Raw genomic sequence first — 23,338 nt, forward strand, 5'->3', positions numbered from 1 at the left:
GCAATGAGCCTTTTCAGCGCTGCCGCTCCAGAGTGAGGACGGCGGCGGAGATTGACGACATTCGATTCGGGCTACACCGGCACCTGCGGAAGATCCGCCACGCCTTCAGTCGCGCGACGCCGTGCCGACCGGTGCGCAATGCAGCGGACAGCGCTCAGTTGACGGATCTCTGGGTCGGTGTGAGGTGCGCGGCCGGGCAGTGCGGGTGAGATCCACAGCAGATGTCCGGCTGAGTCGGTCACCACCTGCACGTTCACTCCGTGTCGGCGGTGCTTGTGGGAGTTGTCGGCCCGGCTGTCGCCGACTCGGTCGCACTCCGCGAGTGTTCCGTCGAGCTAGGAAGTGATCGGGATCGGCCTCAGGAGGCGGTGCAGGCCAGGTGCACGGCGGGAGAGGTGGTCGATGACGGCGGTGGCATTCGCGTGTGTGGTGCCGACGCAGATGCCGAAGCCGACGCCGACGGGGATCTGTGCGAGGGTGTCGTGCCTGCGGAGGTAGACCAGACCGACGAGAGCCCGCTGGTGCGGCGGGAGCTTGCAGCGGCGGTCACCCTCACGAGTGACGGGGTTCCGGTGCGGGTTTCCGCTGGTAGGCATGGGTGATCGCCGGGTGGCTGTGGTCACCGATCGGTGGATCCAGGTTCAGAAATCGGCTTCTTCTATCCAGATATCTGAAACGCCCCAGTAGCAGCCGCTGCCGTAATTGGGTGCCGTGAGTGACTCCCTGTATGGGTACCAGGTAGTCGTGTACGCGCTTCGGTACGTGAAGCCGGCCGTGCAGGAGACCGCAACCCTCCATTTGTGTCCGATGTATCCGGGATTCACGCTGCAGGTAGCCGACCCGAAGTTGTACCCCCAGGCCCCGCCATTGGTGTTGAACGACGACTCGGTGCAGTTGAGGGCACCGCTGGGCGTTGTGTAGGCCGACGCCGAGGGTGCGAGGGCGAGGGCGGACCCGGCAGCCAGTATCATCGTGCCGAGGACTGTGGCCCAACGCCTGACAAGTGGTCGCATGATTCTCCTTGGGTAAGTGAACCGCAGTGATTTGCGGTACTGATCTTCCACCGGATATTCCGAGCATTCCCGAGCTCTGCTTTCGCGCTCAACTCATTGTGTCCGCCCTGCGGAGACATCCACAGAGTAGGAGTTACTCACACATCAGTGCCGTCACCGAATAGAGGCGGAACCGTGTGGCTCATACTCCAGCAGCGGTTCGTGTCCTGAGCTTGGATCCACCGGGTGGATTCCGGTGGGTGTTTCCTGGTAATCGGTGGTGGGCATGGGTGATCGCCGGGTGGCCGTCCCGGTGGCGCGTGTCTCCGGGGTCCCCGGGCGGGTAGGGCATCGGGCGGTCAGGTGCACAGGCGGCAGCCGGTGGCCGTCCACAAGGCTTCGAAGGCGTCCTTCGAGGGCCAGCGTTCGGCAGGTACTGTACGTGCGCGTCATCCGCGCATACGGCTCAAGCACCCGCGGCTCCATGCGGCGTTGACGGATTTCTCCGCCCTGACCGGCACAGTGCCGGCGGCCCGGCCCGGCGCGACCACTCCAAGACAGATCACCTGGCACGGCCAGTCACGCTGCATGGTCGTGCACGTCGACCACGGCGGCCGGTGGTCCCTCGTCGGCCGTGTGAACGACGGACCATGGCGGCTACTGCTCAGCGGGTCGAGCGTCTTGTCCTGTCCCACCCTGACCTGGTCGCCCGACGGCACGCACATCGCGGTCAATACCGACGGCGTCACGACGATGAGCATCACCCACGGGCGCCAGTGGCGGATCCCCTCCACCGAAGCCTGCCGGACGGGCAGTTGTTGCTCTACGACTGCGACGACACCCACGGGTGGGTCCTCCGCGTTGCCGATCCCAATACCGAAAAGCACCCGCTGGTGCTCGGGCAGCTTGAAACCGACTTCAAGGCCTGGGGGTGGCCGGAAGCCATCGCCGTCGACGACACCGGCAGCACCTGCATGATCGCCTACCGGCGACGCCTCGTCTGGTACTGCCTGGAACCGCTCAAGATTCTGCATGTCGCGGGCCGCGACGACGGCCTCGTCAACGGCATCACGATCAGCCCCCACCGAACCACGGCCGTCGTCGAGTACGACCACGGGGTGCGCCTGTGGCGCCTTGCCGCCGCCGAGCCGCTGACCCCTTGCTGCCCCGGATCTCCTCAGCCCGGCCATCGCCTTCCGGACGGCACTATGCTTGCCGGTCTTCCCAGACCGACACCAACCGGAGTGCAGCCCACTGGTCAATCCGGCAACTCCTTGAATCCCCTCTGCTTTCAAGGAGGTTCGAGTGCTTGATTAACAGCGCCGCTTCCGTGTCCGGTCCCGTTTCTGCTGTTGTCGAGCGGCGCCGGCAGGCCAGATAGTTTCCACAGGGAGCCCTTCAGCGCGGGCTGTAGCTACAAGCTCGGCCGCCCCGCCTTGCCTACTGCTCAGTTGACCGTCCCAAACCGCTACCAGCAGTTGAGCACGGCCGAGAAGAAAACGGTTGGCGGCAGCGTAAGCACTCGTGGTGGCCCTCTGGTACGGCATGACTTTGACCTCCGCAGCTGCTCGACAAAGGCGGTCGAACTCAGCGGCATAACCAGCATCCACCATGCGCTGTCGATAGTCCGCCGATGGGAGCACCCCTATCAGCCGCCCACCAGCGATGAGAACAGCGTCTGCGAACACCGCATCCGCTCCTGCAGCCAGGCAGGAAACCCCGGTAAGCTCTGATGCTGGGTAATGGGCAAGCAGCGCTAGCAAATCCCTTCTGATCAACGGGATACTCGCCTGAGTGATGTTCACATGGCCTGTTACTGCAATCGTTGTCATCCCGCAAAACTTTCGTTGAAGATCTTCTGGCCAGAGATAGGGCCGAGCTCATGGCTCCAGGTACAGAGCGGGGTTGTATGCGGCTGGGGGTACGTGGAGATGGTCGGTGGTGTAGTCGCCGAAGCGGAGCACATTCTCGCGCCGGTAAGGGCTAACCTCAATACCGGTAACTTAGACGTCGTTTATTTTGGTGCAGCATGAGGAGAGCGGCTGTCACAGTGATCGGTATGGACCTCCCTTCGGACACCGTGCTCATCTTTGACCGGGACGAGGACCTGAGTGTCTTCGAGTCCATCGAGCATGCCGCGAACTACCTCGAGGCGATTGACGTGTCGGAGGGTGAGTACACGGCGGTGTACTCACCGGACGGCGGTGTGTTGGAACAGCGGCTATGCCGACGAAGGCGAGGAAGTGTTCGGCCTTGCGTTCGTAGCGGCGGTGCAGGCGGCGACATCCGGCGAGCCAGGAGACCGTCCTCTCGACGACCCAGCGGTGGCGGCCCAGTCGTGTGGAGGACTCGATGCCCTTGCGGGCGATACGGTGGCGTATGCCTCGCTTGCGCAGCCATCGGCGCAGGTGGTCGTAGTCGTATCCCTTGTCTGCGTGGAGCTTGGCCGGGCGTCGGCGGCGTGGGCCGCGGCGGGAGCGGACGGGCGGAATGCCGCGCACGAGCGGCTTCAGGCCGAGGCTGTCGTGCATGTTGGCGCCGGAGATGCCAGTGACAGGGGCAGTCCGCTCCGGTCGGTGATCAGGTGGATTTTCGATCCCGACTTGCCGCGGTCGGTCGGATTCGGTCCGGTCAGTGGCCCCCCTTTGCCGCGCGAACACTGACGGAGTCGATCGCGCATCGCGACCAGTCCAGTTCGCCCCGGGCGCCGAGTTCGTCCAGGACGACCCGGTGGAGTCTGGCCCAGACCCGCTGTCGGCTCCACTGGGCGAAGCGACGGTAGACCGTGGGCCAGGCCGGCCCGAACACCGGCGGCAGCTGCCGCCAGGTGCAGCCCGAGGTGGCCACGAAGATGATCGCGGCCAGGCACTCGCGGTCACCGGCCCTCCGTTTGCCGCCGCCCTGCGGGCGTATGACCTCTGTCGGCGGGACCACCCGCCGAAACAGCGTCCACAACTCGTCCGGGACCAACCGCTCCACCAGATCCGTCATGCACGGCTCAACGAGCGATCACGCCATCAGAAACGGTGTCTTAGCGGTCTGCGTTCGAAGTCCTTCGGGGGTTGACGTGAGGTCAGACGGAGGCGGCTTGGAGAAGGGTGTCGGCCGCGGCGGTACGGGCGTAGAGGACGGAGCGGCCGGCACGATGGGCGCTGACGAGGCCCGCGTTGCGTAGCGCGGTGAGGTATTGGGATACCCCGGCCGGGGAGAGTCCGGTGCGGTGGGCCAGCTGCGTGGTTGAGGCTGGGGTCTCCAGTTCGGTCAGCAGCAGGGTCCGTGAGCGGCCCAGTACGGCGGCGAGGGTGTCGGCCCGGGGGGGAGGGCCGCCTCCACAATGAGCCGACTCCGCGTGCGGGATAGGCGAGTTGGGGCGGGTCCGGTGGCGTCGTCCGGGTGCGCAGTCCTGGACCAGTGAAGGCCGAGGGGATCAGTAGCAGTCCTGTGCCTGCCGTGGTACGGGTCAGCGGCTGTTTGCGGCGGTGCAGCTGCAGCACGTTGTCGTCCCAGTTCACCGACGTGTGCAGGTCGTTGAAGAGACGGCCCGCGCCGTGCTCGGTAATCGCGCGGGCCCTGTAGAGGATGTCTGTGTCCAATACTGCCTGGATGCGTGCCCAGTAGGAGGCGAGCGCCAGTTCCCAGTACGTTTCGATCTCTTCTGTGACCTTGGACAGGCGGGTCTGTGGGTCGGCGTGCAAGGTCCGTATCCGGGGCCCGAGATTCCCCTGGTGGCGGGCCAGGTGGTGGAGGTCCTGGCGTACCCGGTCGACGGGCGCGGCGAGGATTGCATCCCGCTCCGCCGCCAGCGTGGGGGCTGGCCCGGCGGGGGCCGGGTTGAGGAAGTCGGGAACATAGCCGGTGGGCGGGATCAATTCGGAGAGCCAGCCCCGGTCCAGCCCGGCGGCCACCAGGCGCGGGCGGACCTGGTCGACCCAGGCGCGGTGGATGGGATGCGCGGTGTCGGATCTCAAGAGCCGGAAGCTGGGCGCAACCTCCCACATCGGCGAGACGGCGAACCGCACCTGAGCCAGATCACCCGCCGAGAACGCCAGCTCTGCCAGAACGACCACTCCTCAATGGATTCACGCATGTATGAATCAATAGCACGCCAGCCTACCGTGCGCAGATCATCCCGCCATGACCTCACAGACGATCACCGCGCCGGCATCAGGCACCTGGAAACTCGGCGACCGCACGGTCAACCGAATCGGTTTCGGTGCGATGCGCCTGTCACAGCACGGCGAGGCGTTTGCGGCCGATGCCGTCCCACGGGACCGCGACCAGGCCATCAGTGTGATGCGCCGAGCGGTCGAGCTCGGTGTGAACCACGTCGACACCGCCGCGTTCTACTTCTCCCCGCTGCGCTCCGCCAACGAATTGATCAACCGGGCCCTGGCCCCCTACCCGGACGACCTCGTCATCACCACCATGGTTGGACCCGGTCGTGATCCCTCGGGCCAGTGGCTGCCGCACGCCACCCCCGAGCAGCTGCGCGGCCAGGTCGAGGAGAACCTGCGCCAGCTCGGTCGCGACCACCTCGACGTGGTGAACCTGCGCATCGTGGGCACCGATTCCATCGCCGAACGCTTCGGCGCACTTGCCGAACTGCGTGAGGCCGGACTTATCCGGCAGCTGGGCCTGTCCAACGTCCGCCCCCACCACCTCGCCGAGGCACAGGCCATCGCGCCCGTGGTCTGCGTGCAGAACATGTACGGCATCGGCGCATCCCCAGAGCAGAAGGAGCTTCTGCACCTCTGCGGAGAACAACGCATCGCGTTCGTGCCGTTCTACTCGATCGCCGGCACCGGACGCGAAGGAGGCGCAACCACCGACCGCAGCCCGGAGGTGCACGCCATCGCCCGCACCCACGGCGTGAGCACCGCCCAGATCCGGCTCGCGTGGACACTCCACCAGGGCCCTCATGTCCTGGCCATACCCGGCACCGGCGACCTCGACCACCTCGCCCAGAACGTCGCTGTCGGCTCCCTGCGCCTGTCCGAGGACGAACTCACTGCCCTGGACGCACTCCACCACGAAACCGCATGACCAAGACCTCCTTTGGCAATGTGATCCACTTCTGCTGATCGGCCTGTCTGTTTTGCCAGTTTCTGCCGCCCGCCCCATAACCCTGACTGCCGCCGAGCGGCAACGGTTGAAGAGGGCGGCCTACGGTCACAAGACTCCGCGCCAGATCAGGATCCGGTCACAGATCGTGCTCTTGGCGGCTCGGGGCAGGTCCAACGCGCGGTTCGCTGTCGAGGTGGGAGTGCACGTGGACACCGTGCGCACCTGGCGGGGCCGGTTCGCCGACGGCGGCCTGCCGGCCCTGGCCGACCGCAGGCGCAGCGGGCGCCCGGCCCGTTTCACCCCCGTGCAGGTCGCCGAGGCCAAGGCCCTGGCCTGCCAACCCCCGGCCGAGACTGGGGTACCGCTGGCCCGCTGGTCGTGCCCGGAACCGGCCGCCGAGTTGACAGCGCGCGGCGTTACCGACACCGTCTCGGCGTCCACCGTGCGTCGCTGGCTTCGTCAGGACGCGCTCAAGCCTTGGCAGTCGTGATGCAAGTCACGTCGGCGCCATGTCACGAACGGAAGGGCAGCTTGCGTCTGGTGGTCGTCCGCACGGCGGGAACGACCGACACGAAAGAGACAGCAGAGCGATGATGGCGACAGCAGCGCAGCAGCACAAGGTCCTGATCCTGGGCGCCGGTTACGCCGGGCTCTCCGCCGCGATCCAGCTCGCGGCCCGCACCAGGAAACGCGGAAACCTGCGAGTGACGCTCGTCAACCCCTACGACACCTTCACCGAGCGGCTCCGACTGCACATGACCGCCACCGGTCAGGAGACGGCCGAGATGAACATCCCGGAGCTGCTGGACGGCACCGGCGCCAGCTTCGTCCGCGGCTGGGTCACCGCCGTGGACGCCGAGGCGAAGACCGTCCGGATCGACGACGACCGGGTCCTGCGCTACGACACCCTGGTCTACGGCCTGGGCAGCATCGCGGACACCGTCGCCGTCCCCGGCGTGGACAACCACGCCTACACCCTCAACAGCCCGGAGGACGCCGCCATCCTCGCCGACCGGCTGACCCGGCTCGACGGTGGGACCGTCGTGGTCGGCGGCAGCGGCCTCACCGGCGTCGAGGCCGCCGCGGAGATCGCCGATCGGCACCCGGAGCTCGAGGTGGTGCTGCTGGGCCGGCAGGAGCCGGGCTCGAGCATGCACCCGAAGGCCAAGGCCTACCTGGACGCGGCGCTCGCCCGGTTCGGCGTGCGGGTGCGCAGCGGCGTCGAGGTGGCCAAGGTGCTGCCGGACAGTGTCGAGCTCGCGGACGGCTCCAGCATCCCGGCGGGCGCGGTGCTGTGGACCAGCGGCACTCGTGTCTCGCCGCTGGCTGCCGCCGCAGGCCTGACCGTCGATGAGCGCGGCCGTGTGGTCACCGACAGCGCGCTACGCTCGGTCTCCCACCCGGACGTCTACGCCGTGGGCGATGCGGCGGCGATCCGTCAGGGCTACGGCGTGATGCACGGGACCTGTCAGGGGGGTATGCCCACCGGCGTGCACGCGGCCCTCTCGATCCTGCGGGTGCTGGCCGGCAAGGAGCCCAAGCCCTTCCGTTTCGGCTACTACCACACACCTGTCAGCCTGGGCCGGAACGACGCCGTCGTGCAGTTCACCCACCCCGACGACAGCCCGCGCCGGATCGTGCTGACCGGCAAGCGAGCCGCAAAGTACAAGGAGACGGTCACCGCCGCGCCGTGGCCGACCTTCGCCCGCATGAAGAAGATGCCCGCCTCGGGCGCGTTCTGGCCGCACGGCGGCCGCTACACCCGGATTCGGAGCGCCAAGTGACCCAGCCGCAGCAGGCGGGCCCCGACCAGCTTGCCTTCCAGCAGTACCGCACCCTGCTCTTCTCCGTCGCCTACCGCATCCTCGGCACCGCCGCCGATGCCGAGGACGCGGTCCAGGACGCCTGGCTCAAGTGGTCGGCGGCCGACCGTTCCCAGGTCGTCGACCCGAAGGCCTACCTGACCCGGATCGTCGCCAACCTGGCGATGGAGCGGCTTCGTTCGACTCGCCACCAGCGCGAGACCTACGTCGGGCCATGGCTCCCCGAGCCGATCCTCACCGGCCCGGACACAGCTGACGGTGTTGCCACGACGGACTCGGTCTCCATGGCCCTGCTGGTTGTGCTGGAGACGCTGAGTCCCCTGGAGCGCGCCGTCTTCGTGCTGAAGGAGGTCTTCGCCTTCAGCCTTGCGGAGATCGCGGAGGCGGTGGAACGCTCGGAGGCTGCGGTCCGGCAGGCCGCGCACCGCGCCCGCGAGCACGTCCAGGCCCGCCGGCCCCGTTTCACCGCGGACCGCGCCCGCCAACGCGACGTCACCGAGCGCTTCTTCGCGGCGACGGCGGGCGGCGACATCAACACCCTCATGGAGCTGCTCTCCCCGGACGTGACGCTGTGGACCGATGGCGGCGGCAAGGTCCGCCAGGCCCTCAAGCCGGTCGTCGGCCTGGAGACCGTGGCCCGGTGGTTCGCCGCGCTCGGCACCGCGACCTACCAGGGCATCGAGCCCGGGCGGATGCGTGCAGAGCTCACCTGGATCAACGGCGGCCCGGGCGTGGTCTTCCGCGGCCCGGACCGCGTGGTCGCCACGCTGACCTTCGACTTCGATCCGGAAGGCCGCATCTCGACCATCCACAACGTGGCCAACCCCGACAAGCTCCACGCAGTCGCCGACGGAACTCGGCACGAACTCTCCTGAGCCGCCTGATCGTTGTCGACGCACTCCGGAATCACTGGCCCTGGTCGCCCAGGTGATGCGCCAGGAGCCCTACGCGAGCGCGAAGCGCGTGTTTTGGATCGTCGACAACGGCTCCTCCCACCGCGGCAAGGCCGCAGCGGACCGTCTTGTGGCCGCGTTCCCGAACGCCATGCTGGTCCACACCCCGGTGCATGCCTCCTGGTTGAACCAGGTGGAGATCTTCTTCTCCGTGGTGCAGCGCAAAGTCGTCTCACCCAACGACTTCCCGGTGACGTGCCGGCCCGTAGAATCCTCCGTCGCACTGGCGGCTTGATCAACCCCCGAAGGACTTCGAGCGTCGACCACTTAAAGAGGTTAAAGAGGCCCAGACCACCTGGGCACGGGTCATGACGTGCCCGTGAGCGCGGTGAGCCCAGCGCTCGCGGACCCTGACGGCCCCGACTGGACGGACAACTCGACGGAGGGCCAACGCGTCGCCGGTTGCCGCCCGACCCGGGTCAGCCCGACCCGGGGTCAGCCCGACATGACCCTGGGCCAGCCCTCGTTCACCGTCTCCCGCGCGAGCTCCAGCTGCGCCTCCGTGGGGAACTCCGGTGTTCCCTCGACCGTCGGCAGCTTCGCGGCGGCGGCCTTGTCGAGGGTGCCCTCCTCCGCCATGGTCTGCATCAGGACGGGGCGGGCGTAGCCCGGAAGGCGGAGGTTCTGGCCCTCGGTGCTGAAGAGGTACTCCTGCCAGAGGCGGGCGGCAGCGGGGTGGGGGGCGTTCTTGTTGACGGCCAGCGCGTAGTACTGGGCGAAGTTGCCGTCGAAGGGGATCGCGACCTGCCACTTCACGCCCTTCTCGCGCAGCTGGCCGGCGTAGCCGAGGTTGATGTAGTCCCAGTCGATGCTGATCGGTGTCTCGCCGGTCTCGATCGTGGCCGCGGTGGAGTGGACGGGGTTGAAGTTGCCGGTCTTCTGCAGTTCGGAGAAGAAGTCGAGGCCGGGCTGGATGTCGTCGAAGGATCCGCCGTTCGCGAGGGCGGCCGCGTAGACGCCGGAGAACGCGGAGTTCGACTGGGTGGGATCGCCGTCGAGCGCGACCTTGCCCTTGTACTCGGGTTTCAGCAGATCCGCGAAGGTCTGGGGGCAGGTCCTGACACGTGCGGCGTCGCAGCCGATCGAGATGTAGCCGCCGTAGTTGTCGGCCCAGCGGGCATGCCGGTCCTTCTGGTTCTCCGGGATCGCGTCGTAGGCGGCGACCTCGTAGCGTGCGAGCAGATTCTCCCGGGCGCCCGTCCGGGCGAACGTGTCGCCCATGTCGAGTACGTCGGGGGCGCTCGGCCGGGCCCCGCTCCTGCGGACGGCGTCGAGCTCGTCCTGACTGGAACCCTGGGGGTTCTCGACCGTGACCTCGATCCCGTACTTCTTCTCGAAGCCGTCGATCAGAGCGCCGTAGTTGGCCCAGTCACGCGGCAGGGCGATCGCGTTGAGCCTGCCCTCGGCCTTCGCCGCGGCGACCAGTGCGTCCATGCCCCCGGCACGCTCCGCGGAGGTGGCCACGGACGGCTTCTCGGGCGCGGCGGGCGGCGTGCCGCCACAGGCCACCGGTGCCACCGCCATCAGGGCGAGGCAGCCGAGGACGGCCGCGGCGCGGACCCGGGGCGCGGTCCCGGGGGTGGCGGGGAGATGTGAGGGTGGTCGGGACAAGTCGTCACCACCGGCGGGCGCCTGTGCCGTTGCGGAAAGGTCTGCGGAGGTCGTGCGGCGGACGTCCACGCAGGTCGGGCGGCGCGCAGTCGCCGTGCGTCCTCGGGTCTACGGTGTCGATGAAACGCCCTTCGATGCCAGCGTACCCGGGGCCTGCGGGGGAGTCCTGGGCGACCGCGGCGATCACCGTCACGAGGACCCGTCCTCCCCTCCTCCGGGGGTGTCGCCCGGGCCGGCGGACCCCGCGGGACCGTCGGCGGTGTCCTCGTCGATGTCGAGGAGCAGCTCGCCGAGGCCCTCCCAGCCGGGGGCGGCGGCGCCGGAGACGGCCTGCTCGGCCCAGATGATCTTGCCGTTGGGGGTGTAGCGGGTCCCCCAGTGCTGGGTGAACTGCGCGACCAGGAACAGACCGCGCCCGCCCTCGTCGGTGCTCTTCGCCCGGCGCAGCCGTGGTGAGGTGCTGCTGCCGTCCGAGACCTCGCAGATCAGGGTGCGGTCGTGGAGCAGCCGGACGGAAATCGGCTCGGCACCGTAGCGGATCGCATTGGTGATCAGCTCGCTGAGGACGAGTTCGGTGGTGAAGGCGATGTGCTCCAGTCCCCACTCCGTCAGCCGGCGGACGCAGGAGTTGCGGACAGGGGCCACCGCCGCCGGATCGCGCGGCACCTCCCACTCCGCCACCCGCTCGGGGTCCAGTCGGCGGGTACGCGCGACCAGCAGCGCGATGTCGTCGCTGGGGCGGGCCGGGAGCAGTGCCTCGATCACCGCGGCGCAGGTCTCCTCGGGGGTGCGGTCCGGCCCGGCCAGGGCACTGCGCAGCTCCTCCAGGCCCGTGTCCAGTCCGCGGTCGCGGTCCTCGACCAGCCCGTCGGTGTAGAGCACCAGCCGGGAGCCCTCGGGCACGGTCAGCTCGGCGCTCTCGAACGGCATGCTGTCGCCCAGGCCCAGGGGCGGGGAGACCGGCAGCTCGGGGAAGGCCACCACCCCGTCGGGACGGACCACGGCCGGCCCCAGGTGTCCGGCGGTCGCGGCGGTCACCCGGCCGGAGACGGGGTCGTAGACGGCGTACAGACAGGTGGCCCCGGTGACCATCCCCGGCCCGTCGTCCTCGCCTGCGGCCTCGTCGGTGTCGATGTGGGTCACCAGCTCGTCCAGATGGCCGAGCAGCTCCTCGGGGGGCAGGTCGAGGGCGGAGAAGTTGTGGACGGCGGTGCGCAGGCGGCCCATGGTGGCCGCGGCGTGCAGTCCGTGGCCCACGACGTCCCCGACCACCAGGGCCACCCGGGCGCCGGGGAGCGGGATGACGTCGAACCAGTCGCCGCTCACACCGGCCCGGGCCGGCAGGTAGCGGTACGCCGCGTCCAGGGCTGTCTGCTCCGGCAGCGCGCGCGGCAGCAGGCTGCGCTGCAGGGTGACGGCCATGGCGTGCTCGCGGGTGTAGCGCCTGGCGTTGTCGATGCACACCGCCGCCCGGGCGGCCAGCTCCTCGGCGAAGGACACGTCCTCCTCGTCGAAGCGGGGGGAGGTCTCGGTCCGCCAGAACGCGGCCGTCCCCAGGACCATCCCGCGGGCCCGCAGGGGCACCATGACCAGGGAACGGATGCCGTGGTCCAGGATCCGCCGGGCACGTTCCGGACGGGGTTCCCCGGCCCACCACGCGTTGCCGTCGGCAGCGCCGAGCTCGGCCTGGAGGACCGGGCCGCCGTCGGCCGCCGCTGCGCCGGCGGGCGCGGCGGGTGCGGAGCGGACCCGCTCGCCGACCGGGAAGAGGGTCTGGTCCTCCTCCAGCCCGACGGTGGCGGCGCGGCGCATCTCGGTGCCCGTACCGGACGGCTCCTCACCGCGCAGGACCGGATCCATCAGCGCGACCGTGACGACGTCGGCGAACCGGGGGACCGCCGCCTCCGCCAGTTCCTCGGCGGTGCGCGTCACGTCCAGCGTGGTCCCGATCCGCACTCCGGCTTCGTAGAGGAGCCTCAGCCGCTCCCGGGCCCTCTCGGCGCGGCCGGCGACGGCACGCAGCTCGGTGGTGTCCCGCAGCGTCACCACGCTGCTGGCGGGCCCGTAGGGGGCGGTGGGCCGTTTGTTGACCGCCAGCAGGCGGTCGCCGGCCAGGTGCACCTCGTCGGTGGCCTTGCGGTCGGAGGCCAGCAGCCCGGCGAGGCCCTCCTCCAGTCCCAGGCCGGTGACGTGCCGGCCCTCCGCGTCCGCCGGGAGATCCAGCAGTCGCCGGGCCTCGTCGTTGGCCAGCACCAGCCGTCCGTCGCTCTCGGTGATCAGTACGCCCTCCCGCACCGCGTGCAGCACGGCGTCGTGGTGCTCGTACATCCGGGTCATCTCGGCGGGGCCCAGACCGTGCGTCTGCCGGTTCAACCGGTGGCTCACCAGTGCCGCCCCGCCCGCGGCGAGCACGAGCGCCCCGGCCGCGCTCCCGAACAGGACCGGCAGCTGCTCGTTGACCGCGCCGACGACCTTCTGGACCCTGACCGGCGCCGAGACGATGGCGACGACCTCGCCGTCGGCGTCCTTGACGGGGACCGCCGAGATCACGGAGCGGCCCAGGGAGCCTTCGAAGGTCCTGGTGAAGGATTTGCCCCGCGCCGCCTCGGCGAACGGGCCGACGACGTGCTTCCCGATCTGCTCCGGGTCGCTGTGGGTGAGGGTGATGCCGTTCAGCCCGTACACGATGAGGCCGTCGACCTCCGCCGCCTTCCGTGCGGCCTCGGCGCTCGGCTGGAGCACCGAGGTCGGGTCGTCGCTGCGGAGGGCCTCCAGGACCCCCGGGGAGTTCGCGAACGTCTGCGCGACGGAGAGCGTCCGGTTCCGCGCGTCCTCCATGCTGTCGCGCCGGGCCTGCACCACGAGCGCGACCAGCGCCGCGCTGACGAGCAGCACCACGATCCCCAGCTGCAGAAGGAACACCTGTCCGGCGAGGGTGCGCACGCTCAGCAGAGAGGCCACGTACCGCAGCAGCCGCAGCACTTTTCCGCGATGGGGCGAAACGCCATGCATAACGCATTTCTATCGCCCCTGGCGCCCGAGTGCGGGGGAGCGGGGACACGGACTGTGTCGAAGGGCTGCTCGTACGACGCCACCGCCCACCGCTCAGGCGGGATCCGCGGCGGCCACCAGCTCCCGGCAGGCATCCATGACCTCGCCCATGTCGAGCTTCGTGATCTGCTCGCGGGTCAGCTCCCGGACCTCTTGCCGGAGCTCGTGGAGCCGGAGATCCCGGAGGGCGGCGGCCTTCCGGCACAGTTCCCGTACGGACCGCCCGGTGTCCGGTGCGTCGATCCGTCCGTCGCTCGCCACGAGGTCGCAGCAGGTCCTCAGCGCCACCGCCGCGTCCGGAGCGAGGACGTCGCCCTGGGCGTCGACGAACCGCTGGGCGATGAGCGGAAGCTCTTCCGCGGAGTACGAGGGGAGGTCCACCCGGGTGACGAACCGCGAAGCGAGGTCCGGATTGCTGGACAGGAGCTCGGCGATCTCGTCGGGTGGTCGGCGAGCACCGTCACCAGCCGGTGGCGCTCGTCCTCGGCGCGCTTGAGGAGGACTTGCACGGCCTCCTTCCCGAAGGCGTCGCCGCCGTGGTAGCCGGTATTGATCAAGGCGTACGCCTCGTCGACGAACAGCACCCCGTCGGGCCACGGGGCGGCCCGTGAGGTGTCGGTCATAGTCGGCGCTCCCCGTGACCCCGTGCGCGTACCACCCGGACGGCCGCGGACCGGGCTACCGCGCCACCGGCGAGTCCTGCCGGTAGAAGATGTCGATGTCGACCTCCTCGCCGCCGACGACCAGCGTGTCCCACGCCCCGCTCGCCAGCAGGGTCCGTACCGTCTCGCTCTGCAGCGTCCGCAGGTGGTTCCTGAGGGTCGCGTCGTCGGGCATGCCCGGCACGCGCGGTGCGAGACGGCCGCGGATGTTCCGCAGTTGCTCCATGAGGGCGTCGATGTCGGCGTCCCTGTCCGGTTCCTCCTTCGCGGCGTCCTCGATGCTGTGGGCTATCTTCTCCTTGATCGCGAAGCTCACCCCCTGCACGTCGGTGGTCACCATCGCCTTCCACGCACGGCTCTTGTGCCGGTACTGGAGCATCGACATGGCCGCCTCGTGGCGGCTGAAGTCGGCATCGCGGAACGGTCTGCCGCTCCAGGTCCTGCTGAGGGAGCGGGCCAGCGAGATGGCCGATCCGAGTCCGCTGTTGAGGCCGCGCCCCGGCCAGAAGTGGATCGCGTTGGCCGCGTCTCCGAGCAGGAAACCGTACGTCCCGGGGGTGGACGACGTCGCGGAGTGCAACTGGGCCGTGAACCGCGGCCGTTGCACCATGTCCAGCCGGAACGCGGTGACGGCGCTCAGGTCCTGCTCGGCCACACCGAAGAGGACCAGCCCCTCCTTGACGCGCTTCCACAGTGCCGAGCTCCTGACCAGGGCGGGCAGGAACAGCGTGCTGTGGGTCGAGCAGTGGAAGTCCCCGTGGTCGTCCCGCGCCATCACGCACGGGCGGGAGGCGATGCACTGCTCGAACACCTGCCGGACGGGATCGATGCCGATGACCTCCCTGGCCTCCGCGTCGGTGAGGCGCATGTTCAGAAATCCCTCGCCGCGCAGGGAGTTCAGCAGGAACCGGTTCTGCGCCACGGTCAACAGCACGGTCATGGCGTCCGGGAGGGCGGACTTGACCCGCAACCCCAGTACGACGTCCTGCAGATGGTGACCGTCCAGGGAGTAGATGGACGTATCGGGTTTGCCGAACCGGTCGATGAAGTGCTCCCGGGTGCGGGAGCGTCCTCCCTCGCAGATGGTGAGCACATGGCTCTGCGCCGCGGCCTCGCGGTGTTCGACGGGATCGAACCGGGCCGGGACGAGGCGGATACGGTCCGACTTCTCGTTCGCCATCTCGAGCAGGACGTCCTCGATGTAGGCGATCCGGATGTTCCGCGGCTTCTGCCCACGGATCGAATCGGGGCCGGCGGGCCACATCTCGGTGTACGCCTCGGGGGTGAACAGCCGTGCCTGCACCGCCGCGGGGAGGTTGAGGTACTGCCGGCTCTGGATCGTCACGACCTGTTGCCGGCGTACGTTGCCCTGCGACTCGTTCTTCCAGACGACCCGCGACCCGTCCTCTGTCCAGCGTTCGTCGTACATGGTGATCGCGACGCGTGGTCCCATGAGGTGGTCGAGCAGCAGCGCGAAGCTCAGCCCGACCGGGCCGCCACCCGACACCGTGACGTTCAGGACCGGCCCGGGTTCGGGCGCCGGGGCGGGCCGGAGGCCGGAGCGCTCCAGGGGGCCGATCACGGTGAGGTCCCTGATCGTCTCCGTCACGTCGGTCGTCTCGAAGGAGAACGTCTCGTCGCCGATCGTGATGACGTCACCGGGCCGGAGCACGTGCGAGGTGACGCGTTCCCCGTTGACCAGCGTCCCGTTGCGGCTCTCCCGGTCGTGGAGGACGAACCCCTCGGGCTCCGGGCGCACCTCCGCGTGGATGCGCGAAGCCCGCCGGCTGGCGATCACCACACTGCAGTCGCTCTTGCGGCCGAGGGTGACCGGTGTGTCGTCGACCGGGAATCGTCTTCCGGCCAGTGGACCTTCACGCCCCACAATCTCAGCCGGCATGGGTCACCCACCCCTTCTCTCGCGACCGATCGTCTGCGCCACGGGCCGTTGTCCGGCCGTCAGGTCGTCCGCGCCCGGACGGCCGGCCCGCCGGCACCGCGACGACGTGCCGGGACACGGACGCCGCACGGGGGAGCACCTGACCCTGTGTCACCCAGCCGTGTGTGCCGTCGGTGTGTGCCGGTGTACGAGGGGACGGCACGTCCGCGGGTGTGCGGCGCATACGCATACGGAGGCCTGTGGCGGACGAGCAGGGGCGCGCCCGGCACCCCGTACCTGTCCTGGGCGCGCACGCCCCCCTGTGCGTATGCCACCCCGTGCGCCCACGAAGTCCGGAGCCGGAGTCCGTTCGACCGCATCTCGTCGCCCCCCGCCCATGCCGTCCGCCGTCACGCTCCGACCTGGCACCGGAGCCGGGCCGAGCCCGGTGCAGCCGCCTCCCGCCCACCGTTGCTCAGCGTGAGCGAGACCCCACCGGATGGAGTACTCTCCACCCGGCAGGGGCGCAAAACCTCTCAACACGGGGCCGTTGGGCTGTTCCCGGACGTGCGGCCGCCCGAGGTGGTGCCGGCCGGGACTCCCCGGCCGGCACGGTGCGGTCTTCGGGCGGGGCGACGCCTGCGCCTACGGCGTGCCGTCGTGGCCCATGCCTCGCTCGTGGCCCCGGTCCCGCTCCTGCGGCGCGTCCAGCTCGATGTCGATCTCCCGCAGCGTGACCCGGTGGATCCGGTCGTGCAGCGCCTCGGAGGAGCCGAGCTGGTCGAGCAGGTGCTTGACGTCACCGTCCACGGCCGGCTGCTCCGGGTGTCCCGTCGGCGGCGTTGTCGCACCGGTGGCGGCGGGCGCCCCGGCGGGGCCGCCGGTGGCCGAGGCTTCGGCGTCGTGCGGACGGGAGTCGTCGATCGCCGCCTCGATCTCCGGGTCGTCGAGGGCGACGGGCATGCCTCCCGCCGTCTCGGCAGGTGCCCGGGTCAGGTCGGGGTCGAGGCGGTACGTCATGCCGCCCATGGCGATCCCGTCGGCCGAGGCGAGGACGCGGATCGACAGCGCCTTGCCCGCCTGCAGGACCTCTTCCCGGGTGAAGTCCCGCCCGCCGCGCAGGCTCACGTCGACCTCGCGCTCTGCACCGGGCGCCAGCCCGAGGGCCACCTCGGACTCGTTGTTGTCGATGAGGATCCGCCAGCCCCGGTCGGCGAGGAACCGCGGCAGTTCGCCCTTCAGCGCGACGCGGACCTGTCCGCCGAACGGGTTGCGCACCGTGAACCGGCGGTCCACGAAGCCCGACAGCAGCCCGCGCAGGCCACCGCCGCCCGGAACCGGTGCGACGTTCCGCTGGGCGAGGTTGTTGTCGAAGGGTACGAGGCGCCACTCCGCGGTGGGGCCGGTGGCACACGGGAAGAACGTGCCGGGGTCGATGTTGCTGAGGTCGCCGGTGGCACTGACCTCCATGAACATGCACTCGTGCCCGACCGCCCGGGGCCGCCAGCGGAACGGGCCGACGACCGTGCTGCCGCCCGGCGGGATCTCCTGGGGCGGGTTGATCTGCGCCGTGTCCATCGGCAGCCAGTCCCCGGGCCAGGACATGCCGACGCCGGGAGCGGCCGAGTAGCCCCGCACCACCACGTTCCGGGCGGGCTTGGTGCCCCGGTTCCGCACGCGTACGTAGGCGTGGTTCACCTGTCCGACGACGGGCGTCTCGTGCGCTCCGCCGGCGCCGCCGGGACTCGGGGCCAGCCGGTTCCAGATGTCGGTGCACTCCCAGTGGAACGGCTGGAAGGCGTACTCGCCGTGGCGCCCGTCGTCGATGTGGACGTCGACGTCCGGCGGTGCTCCGGGCGCCGTCACGGGACCGGGTGTGCCGGGCCGCTGGTAGAGCCCCTGCTTCTCGAAGCTCCAGCGGATCACCTTGTGGTACGTCCCGCCGGGATGGCCCTCGAAGTCGCCGGTGCCGATGTCGGCGTTCATCAGGGCCGTGGCGAACACCTTGGGGTTCGGCGTGGGAGTGACGGGGTTGCTCGCCAGGGAGCCGATCGCCTTGAAGATCAGGAACATCGTCTGGCGGGCCGCCAGTTTCCGCCGGTTCACGTCCGGCGAGTCCCCGCCGAGGGACCGGTACAGCCGGAAGTGGGTGGTGGACAGGATCTGTTCGCTCTTGTAGCCGCCCTGGTCGTTCGTACCGCCCCATGCCCAGCCCGTGGCCACGTCACGGCCGTGGTTGCGGTCCGGGAGGATCCACGGGAAGGTCTGGAACCGGCGCACCGGGTCGGTCCTGAGGAACGACTCGGGATCCATGAACACCGCGGCCAGGCTGTCCCCGGCGCTGTGGGCGAAGCCGAAGTTCGGGGAGTGGACGCTGTCCCAGAGGACGGTGTGGCCGAACTCGTGCAGGACGACACGCAGGTCGGCGGCGATGCTCACGGCCGGGAAGGGGGCGCCTGCCAGACCGAACTCGAATCCGCCGGAACCCGTGCCCGTCACATTGCCCGGCGCCCGGGCGTTGATCGCGTCGCTGAAGCCGCACGCGTCCACGGGGACGGGGAAGTCCGTCCCGTCGAAGTAGGTCGCGAGGTTGAAGCCCATCCCCTGCATCTGGCGGAAGAGCCAGTCGCAGTGGTGGTACGCGTTCACCGCGGCGAACTCCCTGGCGGGCGCGTCGAAGAAGAAGTTCGCCGGGGGGTTGGCGGCACCCGGCGGTGCGATCGTCGGCGGAGCCGTGTCGACGAGCTCGACGAACGATCCCTTGAGTTTCTGCGGGTTCCCGTTCGTCAGTCCCTGCAGGACCACGGAGGACCGGAACGGGTTGAGGGTGGCTGCCGGGCCGGTCGGCGGCGCTGCGGGGGCTCCCGCGGTCAGCGGGTCCCTGCGGAAGACCAGCGCGGTGGCACAGGCGGTCAGCGCCCGCAGGTAGACGACCGCCCCGGTCGTGGACTCGACGAAGGCGCGCCAGTTGAGGCCCTCGAATCCGGGGACGGACAGGGTGAACAGCACCTCGGTCACCCGGTAGAACCCCTGCGGGACGACGGCGGCCGGTACGGGTGGGAGCGGCAGGGTGGGAGGCGACTCCTCCAGGCGTTCGTCGGGCGTGGTCCGCGCCTCGGGGTCGAACCTCCGGTCCGGATCGTACTGGTACACCAGCTGCCGCGGTGTCCCGTTGAGCGTCGGGTTCTCTTGGGCCCGCAGGCCCAGCAGGGACTTGAGCACTCCCGGCGTGATGTCACCGGGACCGAACGGCCCGGCCTGCAAGGACTCCTCCGGCAGGGCGACCTCCGGGCGGACCGAACTCTGCGACGCCGTCACCCGCATCGGCTCCGGCTGGATGGTGACGCTGACCCCGGCCTCCCACACCGGCAGGTCGTCGTACTTCTGCTGGTAGGAGACGATGGTGGTGCCCATCACCTCCTTCTCCTCCGTCAGCTCCAGTCGGCTGTGGACGGGTTGTGCCGGGGCCGCGGCGCCGCGGCCGGCGAGCGACTCGCCGCTGCCGTTCCCCGGGAGCATCGACTCGCTGATGCCGTAGACGGGGGCGACCTCGCGCAGATAGCTCTCGGCGAGGACCTGGGCCGTCGCCGCGGGCACCCGGGAGATGCCGTCGCGCTCCGCCAGCTCCGGACTCGCCGGTGACACCGCCACGTAGGGTTGCTGGAAGTGCTCCAGGTGCTGCACCTTGCCGTTGTTCTCGCTGTGGACGTTCTCCGTGAGCTCGAACACCACGATGGTTCCTTCCTGCTAGCGGGTGACGGAAACCCACGCAGCCGCGGTCACAGCCCGTGCGATGTCCCTCGCGTAGCCCTCGTTGATCTTCTTGTCGGCGGGCAGGTGGTAGTTCGGATTGGGTTCGTGGCCCGGCGCCGTGGGGCCCGGCCCGGCGAAGAAGTCCTCCGAGGCGAGACAGGCCGCGTAGCCGTGGAGCTGGAAGCTGTAGTGGTCGCTGCGTTCCTCGGCGGGGTCGCCGTCGCCGTTGGGGCCCGGATACATCTGCGGGGCCGGAAGCCCCGGGGAGACCTGTTCCGTCATGGCGGCGATCAGCCGGGCGAGCCGCACCGAACGTGATTCCACGTCGGCGGACGGCGTGAATCCGGCGTGGAGTTCGAAGGCGGCGGGCGGCTGTACGTCAAAGCCCATCATGTCCATCTGCAGCACCGCCACGATGTCGGTACCGAGCATGGCCTGGTCCCGCGCGTAGGCGTGGCTGCCCACGAGTCCGTGCTCCTCCGCGTTGAAGAAGACGAACCGCACTTCCCGCCGCGGCGCGGCGCCTTCGGACGCGAGCGCCAGGACCGCCCGCACCGCGCACAGGGCGCCCGCGACACCGCTGCCGTCGTCGTCCGCGCCGGGGGCCGGGTCGACCGGCGCGCGGTATCCGGCCTGCCGTGCCCCGGTCGAGTCCATGTGCGCGGTGACCAGGACGACGCCGTCGACTCCGGAACCGGGCAGGACGGCCTCCACGTTCTGGAGCAGTCGGCCCTCGTGGACGAACGGGTGGGTACGGACCGTCAGCCGGCCGGCCCCGGCGGCGGTCAGGTCGTCGACCAGGGCGCGGACGGCCACCGCGTTGTCCGGGTGGTGGATGTGGCGGCTGCGGATGGTGACGTCCCCGGACGCCGGATGCGCTCCGGAGTAGCGGGCGACCTCGCGGCCCATCCGCTCGGTCGTGATGTTCGACGCGATGACGTCCTTCTCCGCGGCCGTCAGTTCCGGGGCGAACGCCCCGTCCTCGCGGAGCAGCGCGGGTGCGGCCGCCGACGGCCTCCCGGAGCCGTTGCCGGGCAGGTCCAGCAGGGAGGGTGAGGCCTGCAGCTTCAGATTGTGGCCGTGGCGGGCTCCGGCGAAGTGGTAGCTCTCCACCGAACGCCCCGCGGGGATCGCGACGAACAGCCCTTCCTTGGTGGAGCTGAGCACCCGCCGCGCCGACCGGTCACCGGCGAACAGGTCGAAGGCGTTGCCGGCCGCCGATCCGAAACCGCTCTCGCTCTGCCGGTCGTCGCGCAGCAGGTAGAGGTCCGTGGTGAGCGGTTCGTCCTCCTCGCCCAGCCGGTCCACCGAGAATCCGAGGTCGTCCAGCCGCAGCGCGGTCGCCGCGTCCGCCACCGCGTACACCTCGACCGACCCGGGACTCCCGCGGTCCGCGGCGATGTGCAGCGGAACCAGGGGCTGCTCCCGCAGGACGGCCCGCCAGTCGGATCCGTTCGTCGAGGGAGCGACGCCGATGCGCAGGAACCTGAGCGGCGCGAGCTGGTCCAGCACGCTCGCCGCGAGGTCCGGATGCGGCGCGACGAGGAAGTCCGCGAGGAGGGCGAAGGAACGCTCGGTGGCGTCCTCGCCCACGAACAGCAGCCGTGGTCTCCGGCCGTCCGGGCCGTTCCGCTCCGTTGCCTCCGCCGCCGCCTGCTCGAAGATCAGGGTGGAGTCCTTCGGCCCGTAGAGGATCAACCGGCGCTCGAAGAACGGCAGCAGGCCGGCGCGGTCGAGGGCCGCGTCGACGCGTTCCTCCGGGATGGAGCCGCGGTGCGAGATGATGCCGAGCCGGACCCCCTTCTCGCGGAGTTCCTCCAGCACGGGTGGTACGTGCGGGAACACCGTCATGCTCTCGATGTCCGTCCCGTCCGCGGATACCCGCACGGAGGCCAGGGTGTTCCCGATGTCGAAGAAGGCGACACTGCCCGAATGCTCAGCCATGGATAGGGTCCTCCCGGGCAGCCGCGCGAAGGCGCGGCGATGAGCCGGCTGATCAGGGAAACGAGCCGCACGGCCGCCGTTCCGCGAAGCCGGATCGGGCTCCGATACAGTCCATGCGGTGCGCACCCGGTGATGGCGCGGCGTCGATGACGCGACCTGCGCGCGGTGCGCGCGTGCGGTTCATCCGGCGCTGTTCACGGAGTGCTCTCGACGTGGTTCTCCGAGCAACACCATGAACCAGGAACGTGGCCGCTGCAACTTGTGGCCGGCGGACCCCGGGCCGGCCCGGGCCCGGTCAGGGCCCGCCGCCGGGACGTGCCGGCCGCCGGTGACGCGCGGGAGAGCGGTCCGCCGGTGACCACGGCCACCGGTGACGCGCGGGCCGCCGGTGATCGGCGTCCACCGGTGAGGGGCGTCCGCTGGTGAACGGCGTCCGCCCGAGACGGCGGTCCGCCGCCGCCCCGCTGACGTCCTGACGTGACGTCAGGACGTCGGGGCGCATGGTGACGATGCGCATACGTGTGATGGGTGTGCTCCTCGCTCCGGCCGGTGTCACCCTCGCCGGTACGAGCACCCCGGCCCGAGGCCTCCCGTTCGCCTCCGTCGCCGACGCGAGGAAGTCCGCCCTCTGCCGTGGCAGTGGAAGCACCAGGACGTGACCATGGAGGCGGAGGTGCATGCCATCCAGGAAGCGCCTGAGGCCTTCAACGCCAGGGTCGACGCCTTCTGGCGAGAGGTGGAGCGTCTGCCGTCCTGAAGCGAGGGCCCCGGCGGGCGGGTCGCTCACCCCACCGCGTCCACCAGCGCCGCGAGCGCACCGGCGAGGGCGTCGAGTCCCTGGTGCGGGGCACCGCCCGGCTCCCGCATGTAGACGTCCCGGCGGATCTCCACCATGAGCGCTCCGACCCGAGCGTCCTTTCCGTAGTGACGCAGCGGCACGTAGGTGCCGGCGAAGGGGCTGTCGATCCCGGTGCCGCCGAAGCCGGCGAAGGCCTGCTCCGCGGCGGCGAGAAGGCCGGCGGGGGTGTGGAAGGCGTCCGTCCCGAGACAGATCGGCGGGCGCGGGCCGTCCCCGTGCAGCTCGTAGGGGAGGGCCGCCGTCGGATACGAGTGGACGTCGACGACCACCGCCCGCCCGACGGCCGCCAGACGTTCCTCCACGGCCCGCGTCACGGCCTCCGCGTACGGGTGGAAGAAGCCGTCGACCAGCGGCCGCGTATCGAACCCGGCGGGACGCAGACGCTCCCGGTGAGTGGTGTGGGTGTACACCGCGCCCATGCCGACGGCGAGCATCTCCTCCCGCTCGTCCGGGAAGCGTTCGGGGTCGACGACCAGCCGGGACAGCTGGTTGACGAACCGCCAGGGCGTCACCCGGGCGGCGTCCGCGGCGGCCGCGGCGATACGAGCGGTGTGGGAGTCGGTGATGTGGTCGAGCTCCGACTCGAGGGCCCGGTCGTCCAGCACGATGCCGGCCCGGACGTGTTCCGGGATCATCCGCGACGAGTGCGGTACGTGCAGGATCACGGGGGACTCATCGGCGCCGGCGACGAGCTGGAAGGACTCGGGGGAGCGGTTCACGGTGATCCTCTGCCGAGCGGGAACGGAG

The 23,338-nt window shown here is 70.0% G+C and carries 15 protein-coding genes and 2 pseudogenes; 6 read left to right on the forward strand and 11 right to left on the reverse strand.

What is annotated here, in order from left to right:
• Positions 1 to 13 precede the first annotated feature (13 nt).
• The 4 genes and pseudogenes from ACZ4Z5_RS21330 to ACZ4Z5_RS21345 all read right to left on the reverse strand — a co-directional run.
• Positions 14 to 563 (reverse strand): annotated as a pseudogene (locus ACZ4Z5_RS21330) (helix-turn-helix domain-containing protein); the annotation flags it as partial.
• Positions 564 to 1,441: 878 nt separating this feature from the next.
• The gene (locus tag ACZ4Z5_RS21335) at positions 1,442 to 2,107 is read right to left on the reverse strand and encodes a hypothetical protein (protein ID WP_468264986.1); all 666 of its coding nucleotides are present in this window, start codon (positions 2,105 to 2,107) and stop codon (positions 1,442 to 1,444) included.
• 1,101 nt (positions 2,108 to 3,208) lie between these two features.
• A pseudogene (locus ACZ4Z5_RS21340) lies at positions 3,209 to 3,983 on the reverse strand (IS5 family transposase); the annotation flags it as partial.
• 82 nt (positions 3,984 to 4,065) lie between these two features.
• A complete protein-coding gene (locus ACZ4Z5_RS21345) occupies positions 4,066 to 4,404 on the reverse strand; it encodes an ArsR/SmtB family transcription factor (RefSeq protein ID WP_468265054.1) in 339 nt (112 codons plus the stop codon).
• Between the two features lie 722 nt (positions 4,405 to 5,126).
• Here ACZ4Z5_RS21345 and ACZ4Z5_RS21350 point away from each other — a divergent pair.
• The 5 genes from ACZ4Z5_RS21350 to ACZ4Z5_RS21370 all read left to right on the forward strand — a co-directional run bounded on the left by ACZ4Z5_RS21350 (position 5,127) and on the right by ACZ4Z5_RS21370 (position 9,067).
• A complete protein-coding gene (locus tag ACZ4Z5_RS21350; RefSeq protein WP_468264988.1) occupies positions 5,127 to 6,035 on the forward strand; it encodes an aldo/keto reductase in 909 nt (302 codons plus the stop codon).
• A gap of 106 nt (positions 6,036 to 6,141) precedes the next feature.
• The gene (locus ACZ4Z5_RS21355) at positions 6,142 to 6,546 is read left to right on the forward strand and encodes a helix-turn-helix domain-containing protein (RefSeq protein ID WP_468265056.1); all 405 of its coding nucleotides are present in this window, start codon (positions 6,142 to 6,144) and stop codon (positions 6,544 to 6,546) included.
• A gap of 100 nt (positions 6,547 to 6,646) precedes the next feature.
• Positions 6,647 to 7,840, forward strand: a complete 1,194-nt coding sequence (locus tag ACZ4Z5_RS21360) for an NAD(P)/FAD-dependent oxidoreductase (protein WP_468264990.1) — start codon at positions 6,647 to 6,649, stop codon at positions 7,838 to 7,840.
• Entirely contained in the window at positions 7,837 to 8,754 is a 918-nt protein-coding gene (locus ACZ4Z5_RS21365) for an RNA polymerase sigma-70 factor (RefSeq protein WP_468264992.1), read from the forward strand. Before ACZ4Z5_RS21360 ends, ACZ4Z5_RS21365 begins: the two co-directional genes overlap by 4 nt.
• 55 nt (positions 8,755 to 8,809) lie before the next feature.
• Entirely contained in the window at positions 8,810 to 9,067 is a 258-nt protein-coding gene (locus ACZ4Z5_RS21370) for a transposase (RefSeq protein ID WP_468265058.1), read from the forward strand.
• Between the two features lie 200 nt (positions 9,068 to 9,267).
• On the opposite strand, the gene ACZ4Z5_RS21375 is transcribed toward ACZ4Z5_RS21370, so the two are convergent.
• The 6 genes from ACZ4Z5_RS21375 to ACZ4Z5_RS21400 form a co-directional block, all read right to left on the reverse strand.
• The gene (locus ACZ4Z5_RS21375) at positions 9,268 to 10,356 is read right to left on the reverse strand and encodes an ABC transporter substrate-binding protein (protein ID WP_468265060.1); all 1,089 of its coding nucleotides are present in this window, start codon (positions 10,354 to 10,356) and stop codon (positions 9,268 to 9,270) included.
• A gap of 276 nt (positions 10,357 to 10,632) precedes the next feature.
• Positions 10,633 to 13,455, reverse strand: coding sequence for a SpoIIE family protein phosphatase (locus tag ACZ4Z5_RS21380; RefSeq protein WP_468264994.1), 2,823 nt, complete (start codon positions 13,453 to 13,455; stop codon positions 10,633 to 10,635).
• Between the two features lie 93 nt (positions 13,456 to 13,548).
• On the reverse strand, positions 13,549 to 13,875 hold the full coding sequence (locus ACZ4Z5_RS21385) for a hypothetical protein (RefSeq protein WP_468264996.1): 327 nt from the start codon (positions 13,873 to 13,875) through the stop codon (positions 13,549 to 13,551).
• 297 nt (positions 13,876 to 14,172) lie between these two features.
• Complete coding sequence (locus ACZ4Z5_RS21390) at positions 14,173 to 16,056, reverse strand: FHA domain-containing protein (protein WP_468264998.1); 1,884 nt, start codon at positions 16,054 to 16,056, stop codon at positions 14,173 to 14,175.
• A 624-nt stretch (positions 16,057 to 16,680) separates the two neighbouring features.
• The gene (locus ACZ4Z5_RS21395; protein ID WP_468265000.1) at positions 16,681 to 19,767 is read right to left on the reverse strand and encodes a hypothetical protein; all 3,087 of its coding nucleotides are present in this window, start codon (positions 19,765 to 19,767) and stop codon (positions 16,681 to 16,683) included.
• A 15-nt stretch (positions 19,768 to 19,782) separates the two neighbouring features.
• A complete protein-coding gene (locus ACZ4Z5_RS21400) occupies positions 19,783 to 21,732 on the reverse strand; it encodes a M20/M25/M40 family metallo-hydrolase (protein ID WP_468265002.1) in 1,950 nt (649 codons plus the stop codon).
• Positions 21,733 to 22,232: 500 nt separating this feature from the next.
• On the opposite strand from ACZ4Z5_RS21400, the gene ACZ4Z5_RS21405 reads away from it, so the two are divergent.
• Positions 22,233 to 22,391 carry a hypothetical protein gene (locus ACZ4Z5_RS21405; protein WP_468265004.1) on the forward strand — a complete coding sequence of 53 codons (159 nt, stop codon included), beginning with the start codon at positions 22,233 to 22,235 and terminating at the stop codon, positions 22,389 to 22,391.
• Positions 22,392 to 22,515: 124 nt separating this feature from the next.
• Here the strand turns inward: ACZ4Z5_RS21405 and ACZ4Z5_RS21410 are convergent, their stop codons facing one another.
• The gene (locus ACZ4Z5_RS21410; RefSeq protein WP_468265006.1) at positions 22,516 to 23,310 is read right to left on the reverse strand and encodes an N-formylglutamate amidohydrolase; all 795 of its coding nucleotides are present in this window, start codon (positions 23,308 to 23,310) and stop codon (positions 22,516 to 22,518) included.
• Positions 23,311 to 23,338 lie beyond the last annotated feature (28 nt).

Source organism: Streptomyces sp. NPDC030222 (assembly GCF_055573115.1).